The organism is Desulforamulus aeronauticus DSM 10349 (assembly GCF_900142375.1).
Taxonomy (GTDB): domain Bacteria; phylum Bacillota; class Desulfotomaculia; order Desulfotomaculales; family Desulfotomaculaceae; genus Desulfotomaculum; species Desulfotomaculum aeronauticum.
This window is the reverse complement of the sequence record NZ_FRAR01000006.1, coordinates 178,556-203,772: the sequence shown is the minus strand read 5'-3', so window position 1 is coordinate 203,772 and position 25,217 is coordinate 178,556. Positions and strand designations below refer to the sequence as shown.

Sequence of the window (25,217 nt, the reverse complement as noted above, 5' to 3'; positions counted from 1 at the left end):
ATCTTTTCGAATAAAAAATAAATTATTGATTATAGTCAAATTATTGTTTTTTTTCAAAAAGTAATCATTGCTATACATAACTTTTTTTGGCATAATAAATACAATCTAACAAAATTTGGTACAGAAGTTGTAAATTACAAAAGTAGTTACCTCCGAGCTTTGGAACCTGTGATAGTAGATTATGGTTCTCTAGCCGTTAGGGTTCACCTGGAAACGGGTGCGCCTCCCGTGTGGAAAGGATGGTAGGTTTATTAAACATGCCTTTAACCGCACTTTTATGCGGTTTTTTTGTATATAAAGATAGAGTTCTCCGAGCCATAATACCTAATACTGTTGTGATGGTGCTATGGCCGTATAGGGTTAATCGGGAAACGGGTTAGCCTCCCTTTGGAAAGGAGAGCGCATTATTCCGCCTTGTTATGTAGGGTTGGTTTGTGCTGCTTTCTTTAGGAGCATATGCCGACTTTTTTGTTGTTTAGAAATGTAATCATTAAACTATAGTAAGACTTAACTTTGTGGTCGGAGGCGATGGGATGACAACAAAGATTAGTGATACGGATGCTATTTTAACCTTGGCCTTAGTTATTGCAGATATGGCTACACTGATTGAGCACGATGTGGTGCACAGAAATATTATTAACGTTACTAATGAGCTAGTTTGTAATGCCTCAGAGAAACCATTGTCAAATGATTTTTTTAATACTTTGGATATTTTAGTGGACCTATTAAAGCGGGAAAAAGAAAATTCGTTTAAAAGAATAGACGGGTACTGAGTATCTGTCATCATAGAATATAAACGCTAATCAGGCCAACACCGAGTTATAAAAGAAAGCACGGTGTTGGCCTGATTAGCGTTTATATCTATAGGTTTATTTTGGCCTCTCTCACGGTGACTGAGTTCGGGCTTGAGCAACCACTCTTTCCGGAAAAGCATGTTTAAATTGTATTTTTGCCCATTCTCTATAGGAGGTGCCAGCGTTAAAAAGGTCTTCGAGTATTTGTTTCATTTCTTCGAGTTCTTTTATGTCACCAGAGGGTAGCTGTTGGACAACGGAAGAGGTACTTTCTGGTGTCACAGTTCCGGCAGACTTTTCCCACCGCGTCTCAAGTTCCTTCCTAATAACTTCCTTTTTTTCCTCTAACAACTCAGCCTGAGTTTGTAGGTGTTCCGGCAAACTATTTTGCAGGGGCAGTTTATTGTTAACCAGGTAACTGTAATAAGAATTTATGGATGGCTGATTATTTAGTTGTTCTACCAATTTCTTAATTCTTTCCTCGGGAGATGTAAACATCTCCCCTTCGCCGTTTATCAGCCATGATTCTGAGACACCATACCGAACACAAATATGTTTTAGTAAGGAATCAGAAGCCTTTTTTGAGGCACTTTCAATATTTCCGACATGACTTCTATCTATGCCCAAGTCCTGAGCCATCAAAGACTGGGTTAAGCCAAGGGTATCCCTTAGTAATTTAAATCTTTCTGAAATACTCATATACATTCCTTCTCAGAAGTATTTATTAATAACGTCGATTCTTAGAAGCATATTGCTGTTGACTTGGTGTCTCAGAAGCATTATACTGACGTTAACTATTAAGGTTAAAAATACCAATTGAATCGATAATTTTACAAGCATCGGTGGGAAAGGAGAGTGCGAATGAAAAATTCTTAAGATTATTTTGGATAAGCAACACAAAAAACCAAAAAATGAAAACAAAAAACGAGCAGTTAAAAACCACTATACATCAAATACTTTTATTTTACTTTAAATATCGGACATTTTCTTACTGATAGTAACAAATTTTAAGTTTTCTGACAAGGGTTTTAGAAAAACAATAGTAGAAGATACATGGCTCATCCAAAAATATTTAGTTGATTAGTTTATGAAGTTAGTATTCTTAGTTTAATAAATTAAGAAAGTTAAATGGGAGAGCTAAAATGTACAGGGATATACCACTTGAAGAAGCAGTAGCCATCTTAATGAAGTATACAAAACCGATTGGTTTTGATGAAATCGATATAATTGATGCTTTGGGACGAGTTTTAAATGAGAATATTATTACTAGTTTTTCTCTTCCTCCTTTTAATAGGTCTCCTTTGGATGGATATGCTGTTATAGCCGAAGATACAATTTCCGCCAGCAAAGAACAGCCAATCCTTCTGAGGGTAAATCAAAATATCTTTGCCGGTGATTTGCCGTTAAGGCCCATAGTATCTGGAGAAGCTGCTGCTATAGCTACCGGTGCACCAATTCCCCCTGGTGCCAATGCCGTAATAAAAATAGAAGACACGCAACTGGTAGAAGACAACGTCTTACTATTTTCTCAACTTAAACCGGGTGATAATTTTATCAATCAAGGTGACGATGTTCCCGCAGGAGAGCAGATCCTTTCCAAAGGGATGCTGATTACTCCTGCCGTTATAGGCTTATTAGCTTCTTTAGGAAGAAAAACTGTAAAAGTTTTTAAAAGGCCTAAAGTAGCAGCCTTATCCATTGGTGATGAATTAGTAGGGATTGATGAACCCAGGGCGCCAGGGAAAATATACAACAGTAATCTCTACGCAATTTCTGCTCAGATAACGGAGGCAGGGGGGGTGCCGGTTCCCTATCGGAATACTGTTGATGACAAGAATCAGATAGCTTTTTTGCTGGATAGTTGCTTACAGGAAAATGATATGGTCATTACCACGGGCGGGGTATCAGTGGGCAAAAGAGACTATGTCAAAGAATCCATAACCCTAAGTGGGGCTAACACCCTTTTTTGGAAAGTAAATATAAAACCGGGAACCCCGGTTGTCTGCGGTGAGAAAAATGGTCGCCTGATCGTTGGCCTATCTGGAAATCCCGCAGCAGCTATGATTACTTTTTATATGCTGATTAGACCTGTTTTACAAAAAATAAGTGGTTTGCAACAGGTAAATTTACCCCATGTAACGGCTATTATGGAGGAACCCTTTACGAAAAAAAGCAAGCAACGACGCATGATGCGGGCAAATGTTTACTGGAAAAACGGTTATTATCATGCTGTTCCAAGTGGCACGCAGAGTCCGGGGGCTTTAAAATCAATGTTGCAATGCAATGCACTTATTGATATCCCTGGGGGAAAAGGCCCACTAAATATTGGTGAAGAAGTGAAGGTCATATTATTATCGCCTAACTATATTTTATAGTATTGTTATATTCTAATAATTCATAATATTTTAAATATTTTAAATAGATAAGGAGGTGGGTAAATGGCAAACATTCCCATGGTATCAGTTGTAGGAAAATCAGACGCTGGCAAAACAACCTTTATAGAAAAACTAATTAAAGAGCTAAAGTACAGAAATATCAAGGTATGTACAATAAAACACGATGTCCATGGCTTTGACATTGATAAACCAGGCAAGGATACCTGGCGCCACTCCCAAGCTGGTGCAGATACAGTGGTCATATCTTCACCTCAAAAAATGGCCATGATTACAAGGGTTTTTGAGGAATTAAACTTAGATCAGATTGCAGAAATAGTTAGTGATGATACTGACATTATCATAACGGAAGGTTATAAAAGATCGAATAAACCTAAAATTGAAATCAGTCGTTCCGAGAGAGGCACAGAACTTTTGTGTACTCCGGATGAACTAATTGGGTTGGTAAGTGATATACCCTGGAGTATAGGTGTGCCAGTTTTCCAACTTGATGATGCACCAGGGGTTGCAGACTTGTTGCAGGATAAATTTAAACTGCGCTCCTGAGGGTAAAATCTAAAGAAGGGAGTGTGGGTTTAAAAAATCCGACCCAATTAGTGATATTTCAATAGTTAAAACTAATTTTTTGAGTCCCATATATACAAGGGGGGATCAGTACATCATGCGGAAGATGAATAGGCGCGATTTTTTGAAAAATATAAGCCTTGGAACTGCCGGGTTAACTTTGGTAGCTACTCCTGCCCTAGCCGGAGAGTCCCAGGGTAAAATTACCGGAGAAAAACTACCTGGCAAAATTAGAAAAGTTAAAGAAACCTATTCTATATGTTGTTTCTGTGGCTGCGGTTGCGGCCTATTGCTGTATTCTAACGAAGAAGACCGTTTAGTCTTTTGTGAAGGTTACCCAGACCATCCAGTTAATGCCGGAACCATTTGTCCTAAGGGAAACGGCATCATTGAAGGAAATACCGTTATCAACAAAAAAAGAAACCGTGAATCTAACAGACGGCGGGTTACCAAACCCCTTTACCGTGCTCCTGGTAGTAGTAAATGGGAAGAGAAAAGCTGGGACTGGGTTATGGCTGAGATTGCTCAGCGGGTTAAGAAAACCCGTGATGAATCCTTTGTGGAGAAGGATGAGCATGGCGTAACTGTCAACAGGACAACTGCCATGGCTCACGTTGGTGCAGCAGCCCTTGATAATGAAGAGATTTACCTATTGCACAAAATGTACAGAGCCCTGGGCATGCTCAATATTGAACACTGTGCCCGCCTCTGACACTCGTCCACGGTAGCCGGTCTGGCTCCCAGTTTCGGACGCGGAATTATGACCAATCACTTTGTTGATTATAGAAATGCCGATGTAATTTTAATCATTGGCTCAAATACTGCCGAAAACCACCCCATGGGCATGAAATGGGCCATGAAAGCCAAGGAAAAAGGTGCTCAACTTATTGCCGTTGATCCAAGGGTAAGTAAATCAGCCAGTATGTGTCATGTCCATGCACGGCTACGGCCTGGTACCGACATTGCATTCATTAATGGCATGATGAATTATATTATTGAGAACGATCTTTGGTTTAAAGACTATGTGCTCAATTATACCAATGCCAGCTTTTTAATACACCCAGATTATCAATGCGAAGACGGTGTCTTCTCAGGCTTTACAGATATTGATGGAAAACTAAGTTATGATACCGCTACCTGGCAATACCAAATGGATGGCGATGTCATCAAAAAGGATCCCACCTTACAAGATCCCAATTGTGTTTTCCAAATCCTCAAGAAGCATGTAAGCCGCTATGATATTAAGACTGTCTGTCAAATTACTGGTACATCGGAAGATACATACAGAAAGGTCTGTGAAATGTATGCTTCCAGTGGCAAGCGGGATAAAGCAGGCTGTGTTATCTATGGTATGGGTATAACCATGCACTCCGTTGGCACACAAAATGCCAGAGCACTTTGCATACTGCAACTGCTCCTTGGCAATATGGGTATTCCCGGCGGTGGTGTCAATGCTCAGCGTGGTGAACAAAACGTTCAGGGTTCCACCGATATGGCTATGTTGCATGGCAATCTACCCGGTTACCTAGGCATGGTTTACGCCAATAAACACAAAACATTGGCGGAGTATATTGAAAAGGAAACCCCCACGGGATATTGGTCTAATAAACCTAAGTTTTTAATCAGTCAGTTAAAGGCATGGTACGGGGATAAAGCAACCCCAGAAAATGATTTTTGTTATGATTGGCTGCCTAAACATGACGGAAAAAATCGCTCCTATATGAGTTTATTCAATTACATGGACACAGGTGAAGTTAAGGGATTTTTTGTAGCCGGTCAGAACCCCTCCGTTGGCGGACCCTCCACTATCCAAGCCAACCAAGCCATGGAAAATTTGGAGTGGCTGGTGGTTTATGATATTTTTGAAATTGAAACAGCAGCTTTTTGGAAACGACCAGGGGCTGATCCAAGTAAGATCAAGACCGAAGTATTCCTTTTGCCGGCGGCCATGTCCTTTGAAAAGGAAGGCTCGGTTACCAATGCCGGGCGCTGGATGCAGTGGCGTTATAAGGCTGTTAATCCGCCCGGGGAAGCTAAATCCGACCTCTGGATGTTCTATAACTTGTTTAATACCATCCGCAAAGAATATCAAAAGGGTGGTAAATTCCCTGATCCAGTATTAAATATGGTCTGGGATTATGATCTGCCGGGTGAAGAAGAACCGGATATTGCCAAGGTAGCTAAAGAAATTAACGGCTACGAGGTTGCCACCGGCAATGTGCTATCGGGTTTTGCTAAGTTAGCAGCGGATGGTTCCACGGCTTGCGGCAACTGGGTTCTCAGTGGCTATTGGTTTGAGGATAAGGATGCCAAGGTGCCGGCTTGTAAACGCCGCATCAACAAAGATCCCTCTGGCATGGGAGTTTTCCCGCAATATGCCTTTTCCTGGCCAGCTAACCGCCGTATTGCTTACAACCGTTGTTCTGCCGACCCTGCGGGCAACCCTTGGAATCCCCAGAAGCCCTATGCCAGATGGGATGCACTGGCGGGCAAATGGGTAATCCCAGACGTACCCGACTTTAAGGCCACAGAACCAGCACCTAATCCCAGTGACCCTCCTATTCCGGTGCCACCGGAGAAGTCGGCTGTGGATGCCTATATTATGTCCGAGGATGGTCATGGGCGCTTATTTGCGGTCAAGGGCTTAAGTGACGGCCCATTGCCGGAACACTATGAACCCTATGAAAGTCCCTTTAGAAATCTTATCTCTCAGCAACAAAATAACCCTATGGCACTTACCTTTAAGACCGGTTTATTTAGCAAAATAGCAGAAATTGGTAGCGAGAAATATCCCTGTGTGGCCATTACTGTTCATCTGGTAGAACATTACCAAAGTGGTGCAACCACACGGAATTGTCCCTCCTTAGCTGAAATTTCAGCTCATATGTTTGTTAACATTTCACCTAGTTTAGCCCAAAAAATTGGGGTTAAGAATGGTGATGATGTTATTGTGGAATCTGTTCGGGGCCAAATCACTTGTAAGGCGGCTGTTAACGGTGTCTGTGTGCCGCTAATGGTCAACGGCAAAGAAACCGAAGTGATATCTATGCCTTACTCCTGGGGCTTTATGGGTATAGCCACAGGTGCCTCGGCCAATGATTTGACTCCCTCGGTGGGTGATCCGAACAGTAACATACCGGAATACAAAGCATTTCTTTGCAATGTAAGAAAGGCAAACAAGAGTTGAAACTAGCAAGTTTTTATTGGAGGTGTAATAAATGGCCAAGGGAGTCCTTGTGGATATAACAAAATGTATCGGCTGTAAAGCCTGTCAGGTTTCCTGCAAACAATGGAATGATCTACCTGCTAAAATTCCCGAGTTTGTAGATGGTTTAACTGGGCCACCGGATATGGATGGTGATACCTATACCGTTGTCAAATTTAAAGTGGTGGAAATGGCTGGTGAATATAAAATTCGCTCGGCTAAGAAGCAATGCATGCATTGCCAACACCCGGCTTGTGTATCGGCATGTTTTGCCAAAGCCTTGGAGAAGGACCCCAAGACTGGTGCAGTAATATACCATCCGCACCTTTGTGTTGGTTGCCGTTACTGCATGTTGGCTTGTCCCTTCGATATTCCTAAGTATGAGTGGGAAAAGACCTTCCCGTTGATTGCCAAGTGCCAATTTTGCTTTGATCCCCAGGATAAATATGATCGCTTGAGCTATGGTAAACCACCAGCCTGTGTGGATACTTGTATAACCGGGGCTCTCGTTTATGGTGAGCGGGATGAGTTGTTAAAAGAAGCCTGGAACAGAATCAATAGTGACCCTTCCTATATTAAAAAGGTATTGGGGGAAAAAGAAGCCGGTGGAACCTCCTGGCTATATATTTCCGATGTGCCCTTTGAAGACTTTGGCTTCCGTCCCAATCTGGGTACCAGACCGTTACCCGAGTACTCTCACGACTTCCTGAAGTATACACCGATTATTGCGGTGGGTTGGGGTACTTTACTGACCGTTCTGTATCATTATACAAAACGGCGTGAACAAGTCGCTTCCGAAAGCGATAACAAAGATGTTCACCTGTAGGCAACGGATAAATGGCAAACCAAATGGTTATTAGGGGGGAAAACAATGTCGGCAGATAAAGGGTTGTTTCAAGAAATAGCTGCATATAAATGGAAATTTACGATGACCACTGCCCGCAAAATATTAATCCTGTTGGCTGGCCTCGGTGTGGTATGTATGCTTTACCGACTGGCTACTGGTTTAGGAAGCGCTACCAATCTTAATGATCAGTGGCCCTGGGGCCTATGGATTGGCTTTGATGTTCTGACCGGTGTTGCGTTGGCAGGTGGGGGGTACGGTACGGCCATTATCGTGCACGTACTGCATAGAAACAAGTATCTTGCCATTGCCCGTAGCGCTATGTTAACTTCACTGCTGGGTTACCTATTAGTTATGGCTGGTTTGTTTATGGATATTGGTCAATGGTTTAACTTTTGGCGACCCTTTGTATCCTGGGGTCATACCTCGGTGCTCTTTGAAGTTTTCTGGTGTGTATCCTGTTATACCACCGTGCAGGTACTGGAATTTGGTGAAATCGTCACCGAAAAGGTTGGTACCAAATATCATAATTTCTTTAAAAAGGCCTTACCTGTATTGATGGTCTTGGGAATTATTTTCCCTACCCTGCACCAGTCCTCTCTTGGCGCACTGTATGTCATTATGGTTGATAAGCTATACCCACTATGGTGGTCTCCATATATTGGTTTAATGTTCCTAATGTCTTCCTTCTTTGTAGGACCCGCTATGATTTGTGTTGAAACAGCCTTGGCGGGTAAGGCTTTCAAACATGAAGTGCCAATTTCTGTTTTACGTGGATTGGTACGGATAGCCGGTGTGTTTATGATTCTGTATCTTGGATTGAAGTTCTATGATCTGGCTGCTAGGGGAGTTGTTAACCTGATCTTTGCAGGGAATTTAGAAGGAAATATGTTTATGGCAGAGATTATCTTGGGAGTTATGATCCCGGTCTACATCGCTTTTAGTAGCATGAGCAATACAAGGAAGGGTTTAATCACCTTTGGTATATTGGTCAGCGGGGGGCTAATTTTCAACCGCATGAATGTGGTGTTTACCGGAATGTCCGCCGCCCTTGGTGGTTGGTATTTCCCTTCCATCATGGAATGGGCAGTTAGTATTGGTTTGATCTCCATTGGTTGTTTAGTATATTGCTTTATTGCTGAAAACTTTAACATTTTAGTACACGAGGATCACCAGGGGGCAAGTACGTAAACAGATACTAAAGGAGTTGCTCTAGTGGAGACAATGGATCGCATAAAGAGATTGGCGGATTTTTATCTCGAGCTAATGGATCTGGAAAAAGATAAGCCATTCTTGGAGTTTACAGTTAGTTTTGACTCCGAACAAATGCAACAGTGGAGCCAGGGCCAAGCGGCCCTGGCTATAGCCCCGCCGGAAATCGAGGCAGCCGGTGTATTTACACATTTTTACTCGGTGGCAAAAGCCTGTCAAAGGTGGCAGGTTGGGCCAAAGCCAGTAACGGAAGAGTTTTTAAAAGGCCTGGAAGAATTATCCCAGGGGCAAAGGGAAGAATTAATAGTGTCTTTGTTCCGAGTGAAAGGTAAAAATTTTAAAGTTCCCGAAGAGATAAAAGCTCCTTCAGGTCTGTTGGAGTTCATTGCCGCCAACGCCTTTAAACCCCTTTTAAAGAAATATGGGGACATGGTACTAAGTCAGGTTAAAATAAGTAACTGGCGGAAGGGATACTGCCCGATTTGTGGAGATCAGCCAACTCTGGCTAAGCTTACCGGTAAAGATGGGCATCGTGAGCTATATTGCGAGCGTTGTGAAATGAATTGGCATTTTGAACGATTGGGCTGCCCCTATTGCGAGGAGGAGGGTGCTTCAGAAGCTTCCTTTATTGCGATTGATGAAAACAAACAATACCGTGTGTATCTATGCGATAAATGTAAGCGCTATTTAAAAACGGTGGATGAGCGGGAATGTGGAGAAGTTGATCTGCTTTGTGAGGATTTAGCCACCACTGCATTGGATGAAATAGCGCAAGCGGAGGGATACCAGAGGGGTAATCATAAAGATTACTGCTTTAGTGGGGTTATTACCCGCTAAATAATAATATTACAAGCGCGCCTGCTTGTTTCCCCCTTCTGTTGGGGGATTTTTTTTGTTTGTTGACCTTTATGTTTTTCTACTTCTTTTTGTAAGGGAAGCGCAGGAAACTGGACTACCGAAAAAATACTTGACTTGAACTTAACTTCAAATGCTAGACTTATTTTAAGTAATAAGTTAGCATCTCTTTGGATAGGATCAGGGTGATAAACCACAGGTGTGGAAGAAGAATTTTTTGATTAGTGCCATGGAAAATTTTCTTATGTGCTTAGTGTATTATCTGTTGATGGATAGTTTTGGCCCAAAATGATATGCTAGCGGATACCAGGAGGCTTATAAGTATGAAAGGACGGTTCGGAAAAGTGTTGTTAGTTTCCTTAATAATTATTGTTGTAATAGCTTTAAGCATAGGTCTTTATCTGCAGCATCCTAAATTTGGCACCCTGCCGGCAGGTGCACGACTTGAACGAATCAAGAATTCACCGCATTACGCTGGCGGGCAATTTCAGAATTTACTTCCTACACCCGAAATTATTGGAGACAATCTCTTTTCTACATTGTGGAATTTTCTTTTCGTCAAAAAAGAACGTCTGGTGCCGGTAGACGACATTCCTTCCATAAAGACAGATATTATGGCTTTGGATAAAGACGAGGATGTAGTTATCTGGCTGGGTCATTCTTCCTACTTTGTGCAGCTCGGGGGCAAACGGATTTTGATTGACCCGGTGTTTAGCCCTTCTGCAGCACCTGTTTCCTTTGCCAACAAAGCTTTTAAAGGAACCAATCCATATACAGCAGATGACATACCAATCATCGATTACCTGCTCATTTCGCATGATCATTGGGATCACTTGGATTACCCCACGGTTATTTCCCTAAAACCAAAAATCAGAAATGTGATCTGTGGTTTAGGAGTAGGCTCATATTTTGAAGAGTGGGGCTTTGCAGCGAATATAGTCCATGAAGCAGATTGGTTTACTGCAGTAAAGTTGGAAAATGATTTCACTGTTCATGTGCTGCCAGCCCGGCATTTTTCCGGGCGTATGCTGACCAGAAATAAGACGTTGTGGACAAGCCTGGCTCTAGTAACCCCTGAGCACCGGATATTTTTTAGCGGCGACGGTGGCTACGGACCGCATTTTAAGCAAATTGGAGAAACTTTTCAAGGGTTTGATCTTGCCATTATGGAGAATGGTCAGTATGACAAAAATTGGCCCTATATACACATGATGTCGGAGGAAGCAGCCCAGGCGACCGAAGACCTGAAGGCCAAGGCCTTGCTACCGGGGCATGCAGGCAAGTTCACCATTGCCAATCATCCATGGGACGAACCATTTCAACGAATCAATGCTGCCAGTCAGAATAAGGACTATAGGCTGCTTACGCCAATGATCGGCGAGCTAGTAGAGCTTGCCAATGAGCAGCAAGTTTTTGCTCCCTGGTGGGAAGGGATGAATTGAGAGGATTAGGCAATCATTTGTTATAAATAAGATACTGCTTGGCTGCATAATGTAGGTAATTATGATAGTGAGCCTTACCCAAGGCTTAATTGCCACGACAAACCATATCTATCTTCAATCCAACAAAATTTTTCGCTAAAGGGATACGCTCCTAGCGGCATTAAAACTTTGCCATCTTGAGATAATTGCTCAAAGAGCCTAGTTACCTCTTCTTCAGTATTACACGTTACATACAGAGATGTTGCAGGAGTAAACGTAAATGCATGTTTAACACTACTATCAATACACATAAACATTTGTCCTTTTAGGGAAAATGTAGCGTGTAATACGGATCCCTCAACACCAGCTTCGTTTGGTCCATAACGAGTTATATGAATTATTTCTGATTGGTCAAATAGAGAGGTGTAAAAATTCATGGCCTCTTCAGCTTTACCAGTGAACATTAAAAACGGAGTGATTTTTGGGTGTGAATTTTTCATGTGATCTCTCAGCATCCTCTTTTTCAAATTAAAATGTAGGTTACAATATATCATAGTGAAAGGGATTTAGGGGTAGAAAATTAGAGTGGAGTTTCCGAAGAGTTAGTGCTTCTGAGGGCGGTCAAATCAATAAGCCCTTTTTTGGCTCGCTGTGTAATAATACCCCCGATGCGTCCAGATTCGGCAGAAGTCAAACCTCCCCAGCCTTCTTGCTTCACTTTATCACTAAGGCCCAATTCTCCAGCGATCTCTAATTTTAATAAATCCATTGGTGTAGGCTTCTTTTCTTTTTTATCAGGTCTTTTATTTTGTCTGCTAGATTTTGTCTCTTGGCTGATTTCCATATCTGTCGCCTCCTTAGGAACAAGAAACCCCCCCGAAAAAGGGAGGCTTCTTTTACCGGTTTATCACCATAACTCCCAAGGAACCTCGTCCTCTAAGACCCACAGAGAGTGACGGAGCTATCCAGAGGGCAAGTTTATGAATGATAAAACCGGCTGGTATCATTATTTCCTGGATTGGCAGAAATATTTATCAATGATTCAAGTTTTAACGACATATGATAGCGTAGGATTAATAATTTTTACTAATCTGAAAAAATTTTTTTTACTTACAAGGATTTTTTAAGTTGTAACAGAAACTTATCTTTATCGGATAATTGAATACTTACGGATGATGGCTGTGGGAGAGACCCGAAAAGAGGGCGCCGAAGGAGCACGAGGGCTTACCGTGCTGTGGTAACCGTTTAAACTCTCAGGCAAAAGGACTGCGGCCAGACGTACTCTGGAGAGTTCCCACCTATTAATAATGTGGGACACCAAAGGGGAAGCCTCTAGGAATAGAGGTCATCTTTCAGGTTAAAAGGACAGAGCTATACCAGCGTGGTATAATTCTGTCCTTTTTGTATTCTGGTAAAGAATTCTTACCCGGAACATACTATGACAAAGGAGGTGGAGGGTGTGTCTATACTGAAGCGTACGCCTCTTTATGATGCTCACCTAGCTGCCGGGGCTAAAATGGTTGAATTTGGCGGTTGGCAAATGCCAATTCAGTATGAAGGAATACTGAAAGAACATCAGGCTGTGAGGACTGCAGCCGGTTTATTTGATGTTTCCCATATGGGGGAAATCGAAATTGCTGGGGTAGGTGCCAGGAATCTGCTGCAAAGACTAATCACTAACGATGTCGAGCGATTGAAGCCTGGCTGTGCTCTATATTCACCCCTGTGTAACCCCGCGGGGGGTACCATTGATGATTTACTGGTGTACCAATTGGAGCACAATCGGTACCTGTTGGTTGTTAATGCTTCTAATATTGATAAAGATTATCGCTGGCTTCAGAATCAGGCTGTGGACCAAGAGGATGTCACGATGCAAAATGTGTCTGAAGTGACTTGCCAATTGGCTCTGCAAGGACCCGTTGCTGAAAAGGTTTTACAAAGGCTTACCGCCATTAATCTGAATGAAATTAAGTATTTTTGTTTTGTTTACGGTTTGGTAGAAGGGGTACAATGTCTTATTTCCCGTACAGGTTACACGGGGGAGGACGGTTTTGAGTTGTATTTTGCCTCCGAACATGCAGAAACTCTCTGGCATGCTATCCTAACGGCAGGGCAGGGGGAGGGTGTTCAACCAGTGGGTTTGGGGGCCAGGGATACCCTGCGCTTTGAAGCCTGTCTGGCTCTCTACGGACATGAACTGACCGACGAAATCTCGCCTCTGATGGCTGGTTTAGGTTGGACAGTGAAGTTAAACAAACCTGATTTTATTGGTCGGGAAGCCCTTAGCAAAGAAAAAGCAGGAATTAGCCACAGGCTGGTGGGTTTAGAAATGATTGAACGAGGCATTCCCCGTCAGGGCTATCTCCTGCAAAAAGAAGGGCAAGAAATTGGCTGGGTAACGTCCGGTACCTTTGCCCCGACTCTGGCTAAAAACCTTGGCTTGGCCTATGTATTGGCTCAGTATGCAGAGTCTGGCAGCGAAGTGGATGTAATGATTCGCAATAAGCCTGTCAAAGCGCGGATAGTACCAAAACCATTTTACAAACGGGGGGTATAAGTTATGAAATTACAAGCAGATTTAAAGTACAGTAAAGAGCATGAATGGATTAGGGTAGAAGGAAGCAGAGCGGTGATAGGAATTACCGATTTTGCCCAGGATTCTTTAGGAGATATCGTTTTCGTTGAACTACCCTCTGTGGGAGAAAGTCTGGAAGTAGAAGACACCTTCGGCGTAGTAGAATCTGTGAAAACTGCCAGCGACCTCTATGCACCGGTAAGTGGTAAGGTAGTAGAAGTAAATGAAGCCTTAGCGGACTCTCCTGAATTGGTTAATCGGGAGCCTTACGGTCAGGGTTGGATGATTGTGGTAGAAATATCCGATGTGTCTCAGTTGGAAAACCTAATGGATGCCGAACAATATCAAAAGATGGTGGAAGAAGCCTAAGGGAAGAAGGTTGGTAAGCGTGAGATTTATTCCCCATACCGATGCTGAGCGACAACAGATGTTGGAGTTCATTGGCATTGAGCACACAGATCAGCTATTTCAAGATATTCCCCCGGATATCAGGCTTAACCGTGAACTGAGGGTGGCTGGGGGTCTGACCGAACGGGATCTTGCCAGGCATCTGGCCTCCTTAGCCAAGCAGAACACGGGAGTGGAGGAGAGCATTTGTTTTTTAGGAGCAGGTGCCTATGATCATTATGTCCCCAGTGCGGTAAAACATATCTTAGGCCGGGCAGAGTTTTATACCGCGTATACTCCTTATCAACCAGAGATCAGCCAGGGAGTTCTCCAGTCTATCTATGAATACCAAAGTATAATTCGTTTGCTGACGGACATGGATGCTGCCAATGCTTCCATGTATGACGGGGCCAGTGCCCTGGCCGAGGCAGCGCTCATGGCTTGTGCAGCCACCAAGCGGCACCGGGTAGTGATTTCCTCTGCTGTTCATCCAGAATATCGGGATGTTGTAAAAACGTACCTCTACGGACCCGGTATCAACCTGGTAGAGGCCCCCTACCTAGGGGGAGTAACCTCTTTGGAGGATGCAGTAGCCTTGTTAGATAAAAATACCGCTGCCCTACTAGTACAGTATCCTACCTTTTTCGGCGGCATCGAAGACCTGACTAAGCTGGCCGAGGCAGCCCACGCAGTGGGGGCCTTGCTGGTGGTTTGCGCCGATCCCATTGCTCTGGGTTTACTAAAAGCCCCAGGACAATGCGGGGCGGATATTGTGGTGGGAGAGGGTCAGTCTCTGGGGCTGCCTCTTTCCTACGGGGGTCCTTACCTTGGCTTTTTAGCCTGTAAGGAAAAATATCTAAGAAAAATGCCCGGACGTATCGTGGGGCAAACCGTGGATGTTGATGGCAAACGGGCCTTTGTCTTAACCTTGCAAGCACGGGAGCAGCATATTCGGCGAGATAAGGCTACCTCTAATATTTGTTCCAACCAGGCACTCTGTGCCCTGGCAGCAACTGTTTATGTAAGCCTTATAGGTAGGCAGGGATTAACGACGGTGGCAGAGCTTTGCCTCCAGAAGGCGGCTTATGCCAAAAACCTGCTGGCTAAGCTACCTGGCTACGAAGTTTGGTCAGGCCCAACCTTTAAAGAGTTTGTTATCAAGACACCGATAGCTCCTGAGAAAATTAATCAAGAATTACTAAAATACAACATCATGGGCGGTTTCGATTTAGGGCGTTACTACCCCGAACTGGCTGGGCACATCCTATTATGCGTAACCGAGAAAAGAAGCCGGCGGGAAATTGATCTGCTGGTGGATCGATTGGGGGCACTCTCATGACCGAAAAATTAATCTTTGAACTGGGTTCCCCGGGACGCCAGGGGGTAACCTTTGCAGACAACGACGTACCCGAGGTATCCCTGGATCAACTTTTACCGGAGGCATATCTACGGGAACGGCAAGCCCCCTTACCGGAAGTTAGCGAGTTGGATGCTGTCCGTCACTTTGTACGGTTGTCCCGCCTAAATTTTGGTGTGGACGTAGGTTTTTATCCACTGGGTTCCTGCACCATGAAGTATAATCCCAAGGTGGCCGAAGATGCGGCGGCACTGGATGGGTTTGCTAATTTGCATCCCTACCAACCCGAGGAGCTGGTCCAAGGTGCCTTACAACTCATGTACGAAACCCAGCAGGATTTAGCTGAGCTTACGGGTATGGATGCCTTTACCCTGCAACCGGCAGCCGGTGCCCATGGGGAAATGACCGGCATGTTAACCATCAAGGCCTATTTGGAGAGTAAAGGAGAAACCAGTCGTAATAAAGTTATCGTACCGGATTCTGCCCATGGTACCAACCCTGCCACTGCCGCTCTTTGTGGATTTAAAGTGGTGGAAGTGAAGTCCGATGAGCGGGGCAATGTTGATATTGAGGCATTAAAACAAGTAATAGGTCCTGATGTGGCCGCCTTAATGCTAACCAACCCCAGCACCCTGGGATTATTCGAAGATAAAATCAAGGCCATTGCTGATTTAGTACACGCAGCAGGTGGTTTGCTCTATTACGATGGGGCCAATTTAAATGCGGTCATGGGTTATGCCCGTCCGGGAGATATGGGTTTTGATGTAGTTCACTTAAACTTGCATAAGACCTTTGCTACTCCCCACGGTGGTGGCGGGCCTGGTGCCGGACCGGTAGGGGTTAAAGAAGCCTTAGCCCCCTTCTTGCCAAAGCCCGTAGTCACCAAGGAAGGGGAACATTATCAACTGGATGAAAATCGCCCCCAGTCTATTGGTCGGGTGAAGGCTTTCAATGGTAACTTTTCCGTTGTGGTAAAGGCCTATACCTACCTGCGTGCCTTAGGTGGTCGAGGTTTAAAAGAAGTGTCCGAATATGCGGTGTTAAATGCCAACTATCTTATGAAGAGGTTAGCGACGCACGTGAGAATCCCCTATCAAAGGGTGTGCATGCACGAATTTGTTGCCTCTCCTCCCCAAGAATTAACAGAGCAGGGAGTTAAAACCTTGGACATAGCGAAACGCCTGCTGGATTACGGCTATCATCCCCCCACCGTTTACTTCCCCCTGATTGTGGAGGAAGCTATTATGCTAGAGCCAACGGAGACTGAGAGTAAAGAAACCTTGGATCAATTTGCTGATAATTTTATCAAAGTTTTAGAAGAGGCCAAGGAAAACCCTGAACTGGTAAAGCAAGCACCCTATACCACACCGGTACGACGGTTAGACGAGGTAACAGCTGCTCGTAAGCCTGTGCTGGGCTGGCTTCCCGAATAAGAAAAGAGACAGGCAGCCAGTTGCTCGGAAAAGCTTAGCTATGATATACTGTGACGGTCAGGCAAAGGGCCGGGCCATTAAGGCAGCGGATAATCCCGCGGGACTTCATCTGATCCTCAAAGATGAGGTCCCGCGGGATTTCTTATTAGGGAGGGCTGGCATTGAACGATGTTCAAGGGACGAAAATAAAAGTGGCGCGCCTGTCCATCATTTCTAATACCTGTCTAACCACTGGAAAATTACTGGCGGGGCTAAGTATGGGTTCTGTGGGAGTGATATCTGAAGCGGTTCACTCCGGTTTAGATTTAATTGCCTCTGTAATAGCCTTTGCGGCAGTTCGCCAGTCTGGTAAGCCGGCAGACAAAGAGCACCCCTACGGTCATGGTAAGTTTGAAAACCTGGCTGGTATATTGGAGGCAATACTCATATTGCTGGCAGCCCTGGGTATTTTCATCCATGCCATACCCCGGATATTGCGGGGTGGTGGAGAAATTGAATCCCTGGGTTGGGGTGTGCTGGTGATGGGTATTTCAGCTACTGTCAATTTTTTCATATCACAAAAATTAATTAAAGTGGGTAAAGAAACCGATTCTCCAGCCCTGGTGGCAGATGGCTGGCATCTGCGGACAGATGTTTATACCTCAGTGGGAGTTCTTATCGGCTTAGGGGCCATATATCTAACTGGCTATACCATCCTAGATCCCATTATCGGCGTAGTGGTGGCTCTGCTCATTATTAAAGCGAGCATTGATTTGATTAGAGAATCTATGGGTGTAATGCTGGATGTTAGCTTGCCGCCAGAAGAAGAAGAGATCATTAAAACGGTACTGCAGCGGCATTCGGATCAGTTCCTGGAATTTCACGGTCTGCGCACCCGCAAATCGGGTCCTTACCGCTATGTGGATCTGCATTTAGTGGTACCCCGACATATTCCCGTAGGCACAGCCCATCTTCTCTGTGACAGTATTGAAGTAGAAATTGAACGGGAACTATCGGGGGTTCAGGTGTTAATCCACTGTGAGCCCTGCGAAGCCGCAAAGGAGCTCCTGGAAACGGCGAATTGCAGCACTTCACCCTGCCAATCCAAGGGTTGTCCACTGTCACTTTGTCCGATAAAGGATGAAGAGAAGCGATAAAAAGAGGCTGTTCACAATGAACGATGTTGTAGCAAAAAGAGTGACGCAAAGTAGTTTTGCGCCACTCTTTTTTTATGCAGTTCACATTAAGCCCGATCTACAGCTAAAATGACAAAGGGCATGCACAGGATATAAATCAACATTAAAATTCCTTCCACGCATTGTCACCTCCTCGCTATAGCCTCTAAATGAAGTCAAACGAACGCTGTGATATAGTAATTCTATTCTACAAAGACGTTTTCCTTTCTGGATAAAAGCCTTTGTTGATTTGTTAAAAAGTTGATTTGTCAAAAACAGATATTGATTGAGAGATTATGTGTATAATTATACGGTTAATAAAAAATTTTAGGCACCCTTTAATTCTTTGCTACCGGGTTGTGCTTCGATACTGTCTTTTAGCTCTGCCACCAGCATACCTATAAGAATGAGCAGACAACCTAACCACTGTCGCTCTGTTAGGATTTCTCCAGCCCATAGCCAACCGGTAGCAGCGGCAAATACCGGTTCCATTATAAAGATGATGGCGGTATGGGTAGGGGAAGTATGGCGTTGTACTGAGTTCTGAATCAAGAAGGCCAAGGCGGTGGCAGGTATAGCGGTGATTAAGAGGCCCAGCCAGACCGGTCTGGTGAATTGTGCTGGCAGGGTTTCCCAGGTTGCCCCACAAGCCAAACTGATGACTGCCACTACACCAATCTGTAGGACGGCTAACAGCACTGGGTCATGCCGGGGAGCATATTTTCCCACCAAGAGAATGTGTCCTGCATAAGAAAGGGCACAAAAGAAAGTTAGAGTATCGCCGTAATTAACTCCGAAATCATTATTGAGAGAAAGCAAAGCCAGACCCACGGTGGCACAAGTAATACCGATGATGGCCGTAGTCTTGGGAAGCCTCTTGGACAAGAGGGATGAAATAAGGGGCACCAGTACCACCGCCAGCCCAGTGATAAATCCTGCATTCGATGCTGTGGTATATTGTAGGCCCACGGTCTGAAAGGCATAACCGACAAACAGAACAGCACCGATGATGAAACCCGCCTTTAGCGTATCTTTATTTAAAAAGGCAAAGCGTCGCCAGTAAAGCAAAGTTAAAAAAGCAAAAGCAATGGCAAACCGTATCCCAATAAAGTAATAGGGACCGATGCCAGATAGGGCATCCTGTACTACTACAAAGGTAACCCCCCAGATAAAGGTTACCCCGAGCAGAGCCAGGTCCGCTTGTATTTGTTTCAATCTAGTCATACAGGAACAACCACCTTCACCCGTTCGTGAGCAATACACCCGTTTATTTTCTCACCGAATGGTTTAGGTGTCAAACCTTGTACAAAGGAGTTTGGACATATTTTTCGTAAAATTTATTAAATATGGGGGAGGAATTTGTTGACCTGGGGCGAATTTAAAATTATAAATTGCATTAAGTAATTATACGGTAATGGCAATTTTTTGCACAGGTTGTACTGCAATCATGATTATTATTTTAAGGAGGAGATTCTGTGAAAAAGGCTGTCAAATTTGCCCTGCTGGCCTTGATGTTGTTATCCCTGGCAGTGGCTGCAGTAGGTTGTGGTGGCAAGGAAGCCCCTAAGGAACCTGCTAAGGAAACAGGAAAACAAGACGTTGCCAAAACGAAGTTGGTTGTGGGTGCTGATGCTACCTTTGCGCCCTTTGAGTTCACCGATCCGGCTACCGGCAAGTACACCGGTTTTGATGTGGAATTAATCCAAGCTATCTGTGAAGAAGCAGGCTATGAGCTTGATTTTCGCAGCATGGGCTTTGACGGTTTAATTGCTGCTCTGCAGACCAATCAAATTGATGCCGTAATCTCTGGCATGACGATTACCGAAGACCGTAAAAAGATTGTTAACTTTAGTGAGCCCTACTACAAATCCGGTTTAGTGGTAGCTGTTCAGGAAAAGAATAACCAAATTAAAAATTTTGATGAGCTGCAGGGTAAGAAAATTGCTGTTCAGAGTGGTACCACTGGCGCCTTGCATGCTGAGAAAGCTACCAGCAAAGATAAAATCACCTATTTCACCAGTAGTGACCAGGCCATGTTAGAACTGAAAAATGGCGCCGTTGATGCAGTGGTGATGGATTATCCGGTAACTGCTTACTTTATCCAACAAGGGAATAAAGATGTTAAAATGGTGGGTGAAATCCTCTCTGCCGAAGAATACGGTATTGCTGTTCCCAAGGAAAAAACAGAGACCTTAGAGAAGATTAACACCGCTCTCAAAACGCTAAAAGAGAATGGCAAGTACGGTGAGATTTACAAGAAGTGGTTTGGTGAAGAACCTAAATAGAGGGTCGACTGACAACCCGATATCATGTACAATAGAGTATGCGTAACATTCAATGTTACGCATATTTTTGCGATTAACTCAATTAGGTGGTGATCATGTGTATGTGCTTGAAATTTGGCAGGAGGCTTTTCCGGTACTATTAGTAGGCCTCAGGCTAACCATAGAATTAACAATTTTGGCGGTATTATTTGGCTGTGTTATTGGTTTGATTGTGGCTTTGGGTAAGATGAGCCGCATGCCGCTGATCAAAATTCCTTCCGTTATCTATGTGGAGTTTTTCCGGGGCTCACCGCTCTTGGTGCAAATCTTTTTGGTGTACTTTGGTTTGCCTAAGTTGGTGGGACATCCCATGGATCAATTTTGGACTTCAGTGGCGGTATTGAGTTTAAATAGTGGTGCCTACTGTGCCGAAATCTTCCGAGCGGGTATACAGTCCATTGAGCGGGGGCAAATGGAAGCAGCCCGTTCCTTGGGCATGAACCATATCCAGGCGATGCGGTATGTGATTTTACCCCAGGCTTTTAAGCGAGTTATTCCTCCTTTGGGTAATGAATTTATTGCCATGATGAAGGATACTTCTCTGGTGTCTGTTATCGGATTAATAGAATTGACCCGTTCTGGGCAGCTGATTATTTCCACCACCTATACTGCCATTGAAATTTGGTTCCTAGTGGCAATTTTCTATATTATTATGACCGTTCTTATCTCCGAATTCTTTGTTAACCGCATGGAAAGGAGGCTGCAGGCCGGTGATCGTAGCTAACAATGTGCACAAAGCCTTTGGCCAATTACAGGTCCTCCAGGGTATTGATTTACAAGTAAGGGAGCAGGAGGTTGTCGTTATTATCGGACCCTCAGGTTCCGGTAAAAGTACCTTTCTGCGCTGTTTAAATCTACTTGAGGAACCCACATCAGGGGTGATTACCATTGATGGTATGTGTGTAACGGACAAGACCTCTGACATCAATAGAATTCGTCAAAATGTGGGCATGGTGTTTCAACGATTCAATTTGTTCCCTCATAAAACAGCTCTAGAGAACATTACGTTGTCTCCCCTCAAGGTTAAGGGCATATCTTTACAGGAAGCTAATGCCATCGCTAAGGATTTGTTGGCCAAGGTGGGTTTGTCCGATAAGGAAACTTCCTATCCAGATCAACTTTCTGGGGGCCAGCAGCAGCGGGTAGCCATTGCCAGAGCTTTGGCCATGAAACCCAAGGTGATGTTATTTGATGAACCTACTTCTGCACTTGATCCCGAAATGGTGGGTGAAGTGCTTACCGTTATGAAAGATCTGGCCCGGGAAGGCATGACGATGGTGGTTGTGACCCACGAAATGGGCTTTGCCCGTGAGGTTGGTGATCGGGTACTGTTCATTGATGAAGGTAGGGTCGTTGAAGAAGGAACACCGGAGCAAATTTTTGGTAACCCCAAAAATGAGCGAACCCGAGCATTTTTAAATAAAATTCTCTAATATTAAAAGCCCTACCCTATTCGGTGGGGCTTTCAACATGAAAGCAAACGGCGACTGAATCGGTAGTGGCCTATAAGCAGAAAACCCCACTAGAACTCTAGCAGGGCTTTCCATCTTACTACTTAAATAGCTTCTTTCATTAAATGCAGATAGTCTTCGCCAAGTTTGGTTAAGGAGCAGATTTTACTCTTTCCTTCGGAAGTAACTTCTACCAGGCCGAGGGCAAATAGCTGCATGACCACATGATCCAGTACAGCTCGTTTTACCTTGGCCGTTAAGGACAGCTCTTCTTTGTTCATCTTACCTTCATCAATGAGTGCCCTGAGCACTCGTTCTGCTTCTACAGGCAGTCGATTATTCACTTCCTTAAAATATTGTGACATGGTCAATTCTTTCATTAATTACAACCCCTTTGCTAAGAAACTAGTTGATATTAGTAAGATTATTGACAAAATAGTAAGTGTTTATTCGTTAGTTTGCAAAATTTTTTATTTCTTACCGTATTGGGTTTCTGGTGTTTTCCTTTACCTGGGGGGATTGCTGCTTTATAATTTAAACTATAATTTAGTGGAAATAACCGGGGGATATACATGCGTAGACCAAAGATGTGGCGTGTAAAAGCGCCGAATCCTGCTTTACAACAGATTCTTTCCTGGGAAGTGAGTATTTCTAAGGTACTTGCTCAGTTGCTAATTAACCGGGGAATATATACAGTTGATCAAGCCAGGGACTTTTTAGGCAGTGAACTGGGCAGAATGTTCAACCCGTGGCTGATGAAGGACATGGAAAAAGCCGTAGATCGGGTTTTGGCAGCCAAAGATAAGGGTGAGCAAATTCTGGTATACGGTGACTATGATGTTGATGGGATCACCGGTACCAGTGTTTTGGTGCTGGCCTTGCGGAAAATAGGTTGTCGGGTGGATTATTTTATACCTCTTCGTTTGGAGGAAGGTTACGGCCTCAATAAAGATGCTCTGACAAGGGCTTCGGAACAAGGGATTTCTCTAGTGGTCACTGTGGATTGTGGCATTAGTGGAACTGAAGAAGTGGCTGCAGCTAGGGCGCTGGGGTTGGATATGGTGATTACAGATCACCACGAACCCCCAACCTGTTTACCTGACGCTGTGGCAGTGATTAACCCGAAAAGGCAGGACTGCACGTATCCCTTTAAGGAGCTGGCCGGGGTTGGTGTGGCCCTTAAGCTGATACAAGCTTTGTACCAAAAGGTCGGTTTAGACCAACATGATTGGGAAGAGTATTTAGATTTGGTTTGTTTGGGTACTGTAGCAGATATTGTCCCCTTACAGGGAGAAAATCGTATTCTGGTAAAACACGGTTTAGCCAAAATGGCCAACACTAGGCGACCTGGCTTACAGGCTCTTATTAAAATAGGTGGCATTAAGACAGAAGGTATGGGTACCCGGGAACTTGGTTTTGGTTTGGCACCCCGGTTAAATGCTGCTGGTAGAATGGGCGATGCCTCTTTGGGGGTAGAACTTCTGTTAACCCCTGATCCGGCAGTGGCTGAGCAATTGGCCGAAGACTTAAATCGGGGAAACCAAGAAAGACAACAGGTGGAGGCAGGGGTATTGGCTGAGGCCTTGGCCCTGGTGGAAGCTGATCCCGAATTAGCGAACGCCAAGGTGCTGGTGTTATCTTCTACTCATTGGCATCCTGGGGTAATCGGCATTGTAGCCTCCAGGCTGGTGGATCGTTTTTATCGCCCGGTTTTTATGATTAGTATAGAAGAGGGCAAGGGAAAGGGTTCCGCTCGAAGTATACCGGGCTTTAATTTATATCAGGCGATGGTTAGCTGTCAGGAGTACTTTGACCAGTTTGGTGGTCATGCTATGGCTGCAGGGTTTAGTATTCAAGAAGATCAAATTATCGGTTTTCGGCACGCTGTAAACCGACTGGCTGGGGAGATTTTAACGGAGGAACACCTAACACCAAACCTTGATTTGGATGCCCTGGTGAATTTAACCGAGTTGTCCTTAGATACGGTTCAGGAACTGGATCAGTTGTCTCCCTTTGGCCAGGCCAATCCCGGACCTATCTTAGGATGCTGCGAAGCTACGGTATTGAATTGCCGGGAAGTAGGTAAAAACGGCGGCCATCTAAAGATGAGAGTGCGGGAGGATCAAATTATCATGGATGGCATTGGTTTTAACCTGGCTTCTTACAGTGAGATGCTGGCCACCCATGATACCATAGACATGGCCTTTATGCCGTCTATTAATGTTTGGAATGGACGATCCTCAGTTCAACTGGAAGTGAAGGAATTTAAAGAAGTCGGAAAAGTTGATACCTTACAGGAGGAAATAGGATCTTCTCAGGAACTGTACCAGCTCTTTACCAGATCATTACAATTGCCGGATCAAGAGATTCTAAGAAGTCTGGTGCCGTGGGGTATTCTTACTCTGTATCAACGGTCCGAAAATGTTTGTCTAACACCTAGTGATCGTGCTACTATTGAGGCAAATATTGAAATTGAGGATTTTAGGGATTGTCCCGACCGAATGGCACAATTGAAGCATGTGTTAAATCGTCAGAAGTCCAGCCTAATTCTGGTGGAAAGTACAGCCCAAGCTATTCAGATTGCTACACTACTCAACCAGACAGCCTTTGCTGGTATGGATAGAATAACTGTTTATCATCCCCTGCTAGGGATGCAAGAATCTAAGCAATTAGTAGAGTTTATCCAAAACGGACAAGTGCAGATTTTGGTTTCTACCTCTCCGGCACCCTGTGATTATCATCTATTTGAGCAAGTAATTCTTTTTTATCTGCCTTACCAGCCGGAGGAATGTGTGCTTAAGAATCCGGGACAGACTAAGCTTGTGTTGTTGGGAGGGCCAGCCCAGGTTGCAGATGCCTGTGATAAGTTGCAAGCTCTGGCTCCAGAACGAGAATTGCTCGGTGAATTATTTAAACTGCTTAAAAAGAAAATTGATTCCCAGGGTAAGGGGCAGGCTACACTGGAAGAATTGTGCCGTTACGTAAGGACTTTTTCCCCAAAAGCTGCTAGCCATACGGTGGAAATTGCTTTGGCGATTTTCCGGGAACTGGGAATTATAGAATATAGCACCCGGGGAAATGTTTATTCTTTTAGCATCGATCTTAGTATCAGATCTGATTTAAAGAACTCTCAAACCTATCAATGGGCTTTACATACAAAAGAAGAAGCACTGCGTTTCCAAAAAACATATTTAACTGCGCAAGCAGAGCAATTATGGCAGCTCTTTACCAGGGCTTAAGGGGGCATC

The 25,217-nt window shown here is 44.2% G+C and carries 22 protein-coding genes and 3 riboswitches; of the genes, 17 read left to right on the top strand and 5 right to left on the bottom strand.

Annotation, left to right across the window (positions count from 1 at the left end; translation table 11 throughout):
- The first annotated feature begins 138 nt into the window (after positions 1-138).
- A riboswitch (molybdenum cofactor riboswitch) is annotated at positions 139-257 on the top strand.
- A gap of 39 nt (positions 258-296) precedes the next feature.
- Positions 297-414: riboswitch (molybdenum cofactor riboswitch) on the top strand.
- Positions 415-533: 119 nt separating this feature from the next.
- Positions 534-773 carry a hypothetical protein gene (locus BUA78_RS03355; RefSeq protein ID WP_072910960.1) on the top strand — a complete coding sequence of 80 codons (240 nt, stop codon included), beginning with the start codon at positions 534-536 and terminating at the stop codon, positions 771-773.
- Between the two features lie 111 nt (positions 774-884).
- Here the strand turns inward: BUA78_RS03355 and BUA78_RS03350 are convergent, their stop codons facing one another.
- The gene (locus tag BUA78_RS03350) at positions 885-1,493 is read right to left on the bottom strand and encodes a helix-turn-helix domain-containing protein (protein WP_072910958.1); all 609 of its coding nucleotides are present in this window, start codon (positions 1,491-1,493) and stop codon (positions 885-887) included.
- Positions 1,494-1,936: 443 nt separating this feature from the next.
- Between BUA78_RS03350 and BUA78_RS03345 the strand changes: the two genes are divergently transcribed.
- From BUA78_RS03345 to BUA78_RS03315, 7 genes are all read left to right on the top strand, one after another.
- Positions 1,937-3,169, top strand: a complete 1,233-nt coding sequence (locus BUA78_RS03345) for a molybdopterin molybdotransferase MoeA (RefSeq protein WP_072910957.1) — start codon at positions 1,937-1,939, stop codon at positions 3,167-3,169.
- Between the two features lie 63 nt (positions 3,170-3,232).
- Positions 3,233-3,733 (top strand): molybdopterin-guanine dinucleotide biosynthesis protein B, encoded by a 501-nt coding sequence (mobB, locus tag BUA78_RS03340; RefSeq protein WP_072910955.1) that lies wholly within the window; start codon positions 3,233-3,235, stop codon positions 3,731-3,733.
- Between the two features lie 115 nt (positions 3,734-3,848).
- The gene (gene fdnG, locus BUA78_RS03335) at positions 3,849-6,938 is read left to right on the top strand and encodes a formate dehydrogenase-N subunit alpha (RefSeq protein ID WP_084082288.1); all 3,090 of its coding nucleotides are present in this window, start codon (positions 3,849-3,851) and stop codon (positions 6,936-6,938) included.
- A gap of 31 nt (positions 6,939-6,969) precedes the next feature.
- A complete protein-coding gene (locus BUA78_RS03330; RefSeq protein WP_072910954.1) occupies positions 6,970-7,782 on the top strand; it encodes a 4Fe-4S dicluster domain-containing protein in 813 nt (270 codons plus the stop codon).
- Positions 7,783-7,827: 45 nt separating this feature from the next.
- Positions 7,828-8,991 (top strand): NrfD/PsrC family molybdoenzyme membrane anchor subunit, encoded by a 1,164-nt coding sequence (gene nrfD, locus BUA78_RS03325; protein ID WP_072910952.1) that lies wholly within the window; start codon positions 7,828-7,830, stop codon positions 8,989-8,991.
- A 33-nt stretch (positions 8,992-9,024) separates the two neighbouring features.
- Positions 9,025-9,849, top strand: coding sequence for a formate dehydrogenase accessory protein FdhE (locus tag BUA78_RS03320; RefSeq protein ID WP_072911012.1), 825 nt, complete (start codon positions 9,025-9,027; stop codon positions 9,847-9,849).
- A 341-nt stretch (positions 9,850-10,190) separates the two neighbouring features.
- Positions 10,191-11,309, top strand: coding sequence for an MBL fold metallo-hydrolase (locus BUA78_RS03315; RefSeq protein ID WP_072910951.1), 1,119 nt, complete (start codon positions 10,191-10,193; stop codon positions 11,307-11,309).
- A gap of 74 nt (positions 11,310-11,383) precedes the next feature.
- On the opposite strand, the gene BUA78_RS03310 is transcribed toward BUA78_RS03315, so the two are convergent.
- Both BUA78_RS03310 and BUA78_RS03305 read right to left on the bottom strand, forming a co-directional pair.
- Positions 11,384-11,788 (bottom strand): VOC family protein, encoded by a 405-nt coding sequence (locus tag BUA78_RS03310; RefSeq protein ID WP_072911011.1) that lies wholly within the window; start codon positions 11,786-11,788, stop codon positions 11,384-11,386.
- Between the two features lie 80 nt (positions 11,789-11,868).
- The gene (locus tag BUA78_RS03305) at positions 11,869-12,057 is read right to left on the bottom strand and encodes an alpha/beta-type small acid-soluble spore protein (RefSeq protein ID WP_274377368.1); all 189 of its coding nucleotides are present in this window, start codon (positions 12,055-12,057) and stop codon (positions 11,869-11,871) included.
- 403 nt (positions 12,058-12,460) lie between these two features.
- Positions 12,461-12,567, top strand: a riboswitch (glycine riboswitch).
- A 180-nt stretch (positions 12,568-12,747) separates the two neighbouring features.
- Here BUA78_RS03305 and gcvT point away from each other — a divergent pair.
- The 5 genes from gcvT to BUA78_RS03280 all read left to right on the top strand — a co-directional run bounded on the left by gcvT (position 12,748) and on the right by BUA78_RS03280 (position 18,176).
- Positions 12,748-13,845: a glycine cleavage system aminomethyltransferase GcvT gene (gene gcvT, locus BUA78_RS03300; RefSeq protein WP_072910948.1), complete on the top strand. Its 1,098-nt coding sequence runs from the start codon at positions 12,748-12,750 to the stop codon at positions 13,843-13,845.
- Positions 13,846-13,848: 3 nt separating this feature from the next.
- Complete coding sequence (gene gcvH / locus BUA78_RS03295) at positions 13,849-14,232, top strand: glycine cleavage system protein GcvH (protein ID WP_072910946.1); 384 nt, start codon at positions 13,849-13,851, stop codon at positions 14,230-14,232.
- 19 nt (positions 14,233-14,251) lie between these two features.
- The gene (gene gcvPA / locus BUA78_RS03290) at positions 14,252-15,589 is read left to right on the top strand and encodes an aminomethyl-transferring glycine dehydrogenase subunit GcvPA (RefSeq protein WP_072910944.1); all 1,338 of its coding nucleotides are present in this window, start codon (positions 14,252-14,254) and stop codon (positions 15,587-15,589) included.
- Positions 15,586-17,040 carry an aminomethyl-transferring glycine dehydrogenase subunit GcvPB gene (gene gcvPB, locus BUA78_RS03285; protein WP_072910932.1) on the top strand — a complete coding sequence of 485 codons (1,455 nt, stop codon included), beginning with the start codon at positions 15,586-15,588 and terminating at the stop codon, positions 17,038-17,040. Before gcvPA ends, gcvPB begins: the two co-directional genes overlap by 4 nt.
- Positions 17,041-17,201: 161 nt before the next feature.
- Positions 17,202-18,176, top strand: coding sequence for a cation diffusion facilitator family transporter (locus tag BUA78_RS03280; RefSeq protein ID WP_072910931.1), 975 nt, complete (start codon positions 17,202-17,204; stop codon positions 18,174-18,176).
- Between the two features lie 345 nt (positions 18,177-18,521).
- Here BUA78_RS03280 and BUA78_RS03275 read toward each other — a convergent pair whose 3' ends face one another.
- Positions 18,522-19,418, bottom strand: a complete 897-nt coding sequence (locus tag BUA78_RS03275) for a DMT family transporter (RefSeq protein ID WP_072910929.1) — start codon at positions 19,416-19,418, stop codon at positions 18,522-18,524.
- A gap of 251 nt (positions 19,419-19,669) precedes the next feature.
- On the opposite strand from BUA78_RS03275, the gene BUA78_RS03270 reads away from it, so the two are divergent.
- The 3 genes from BUA78_RS03270 to BUA78_RS03260 all read left to right on the top strand — a co-directional run bounded on the left by BUA78_RS03270 (position 19,670) and on the right by BUA78_RS03260 (position 21,951).
- Positions 19,670-20,479 carry a basic amino acid ABC transporter substrate-binding protein gene (locus tag BUA78_RS03270; protein ID WP_072910927.1) on the top strand — a complete coding sequence of 270 codons (810 nt, stop codon included), beginning with the start codon at positions 19,670-19,672 and terminating at the stop codon, positions 20,477-20,479.
- Positions 20,480-20,576: 97 nt separating this feature from the next.
- Positions 20,577-21,242 (top strand): amino acid ABC transporter permease, encoded by a 666-nt coding sequence (locus BUA78_RS03265; RefSeq protein ID WP_072910926.1) that lies wholly within the window; start codon positions 20,577-20,579, stop codon positions 21,240-21,242.
- Positions 21,229-21,951, top strand: a complete 723-nt coding sequence (locus BUA78_RS03260; protein ID WP_072910924.1) for an amino acid ABC transporter ATP-binding protein — start codon at positions 21,229-21,231, stop codon at positions 21,949-21,951. The genes BUA78_RS03265 and BUA78_RS03260 overlap by 14 nt, the downstream gene beginning before the upstream one ends.
- A 122-nt stretch (positions 21,952-22,073) precedes the next feature.
- Here BUA78_RS03260 and BUA78_RS03255 read toward each other — a convergent pair whose 3' ends face one another.
- Positions 22,074-22,349: a transcriptional regulator gene (locus tag BUA78_RS03255; RefSeq protein WP_072910923.1), complete on the bottom strand. Its 276-nt coding sequence runs from the start codon at positions 22,347-22,349 to the stop codon at positions 22,074-22,076.
- A gap of 192 nt (positions 22,350-22,541) precedes the next feature.
- Here BUA78_RS03255 and recJ point away from each other — a divergent pair, with 192 nt between their 5' ends.
- On the top strand, positions 22,542-25,208 hold the full coding sequence (recJ, locus tag BUA78_RS03250) for a single-stranded-DNA-specific exonuclease RecJ (RefSeq protein ID WP_072910921.1): 2,667 nt from the start codon (positions 22,542-22,544) through the stop codon (positions 25,206-25,208).
- Positions 25,209-25,217: the final 9 nt, after the last annotated feature.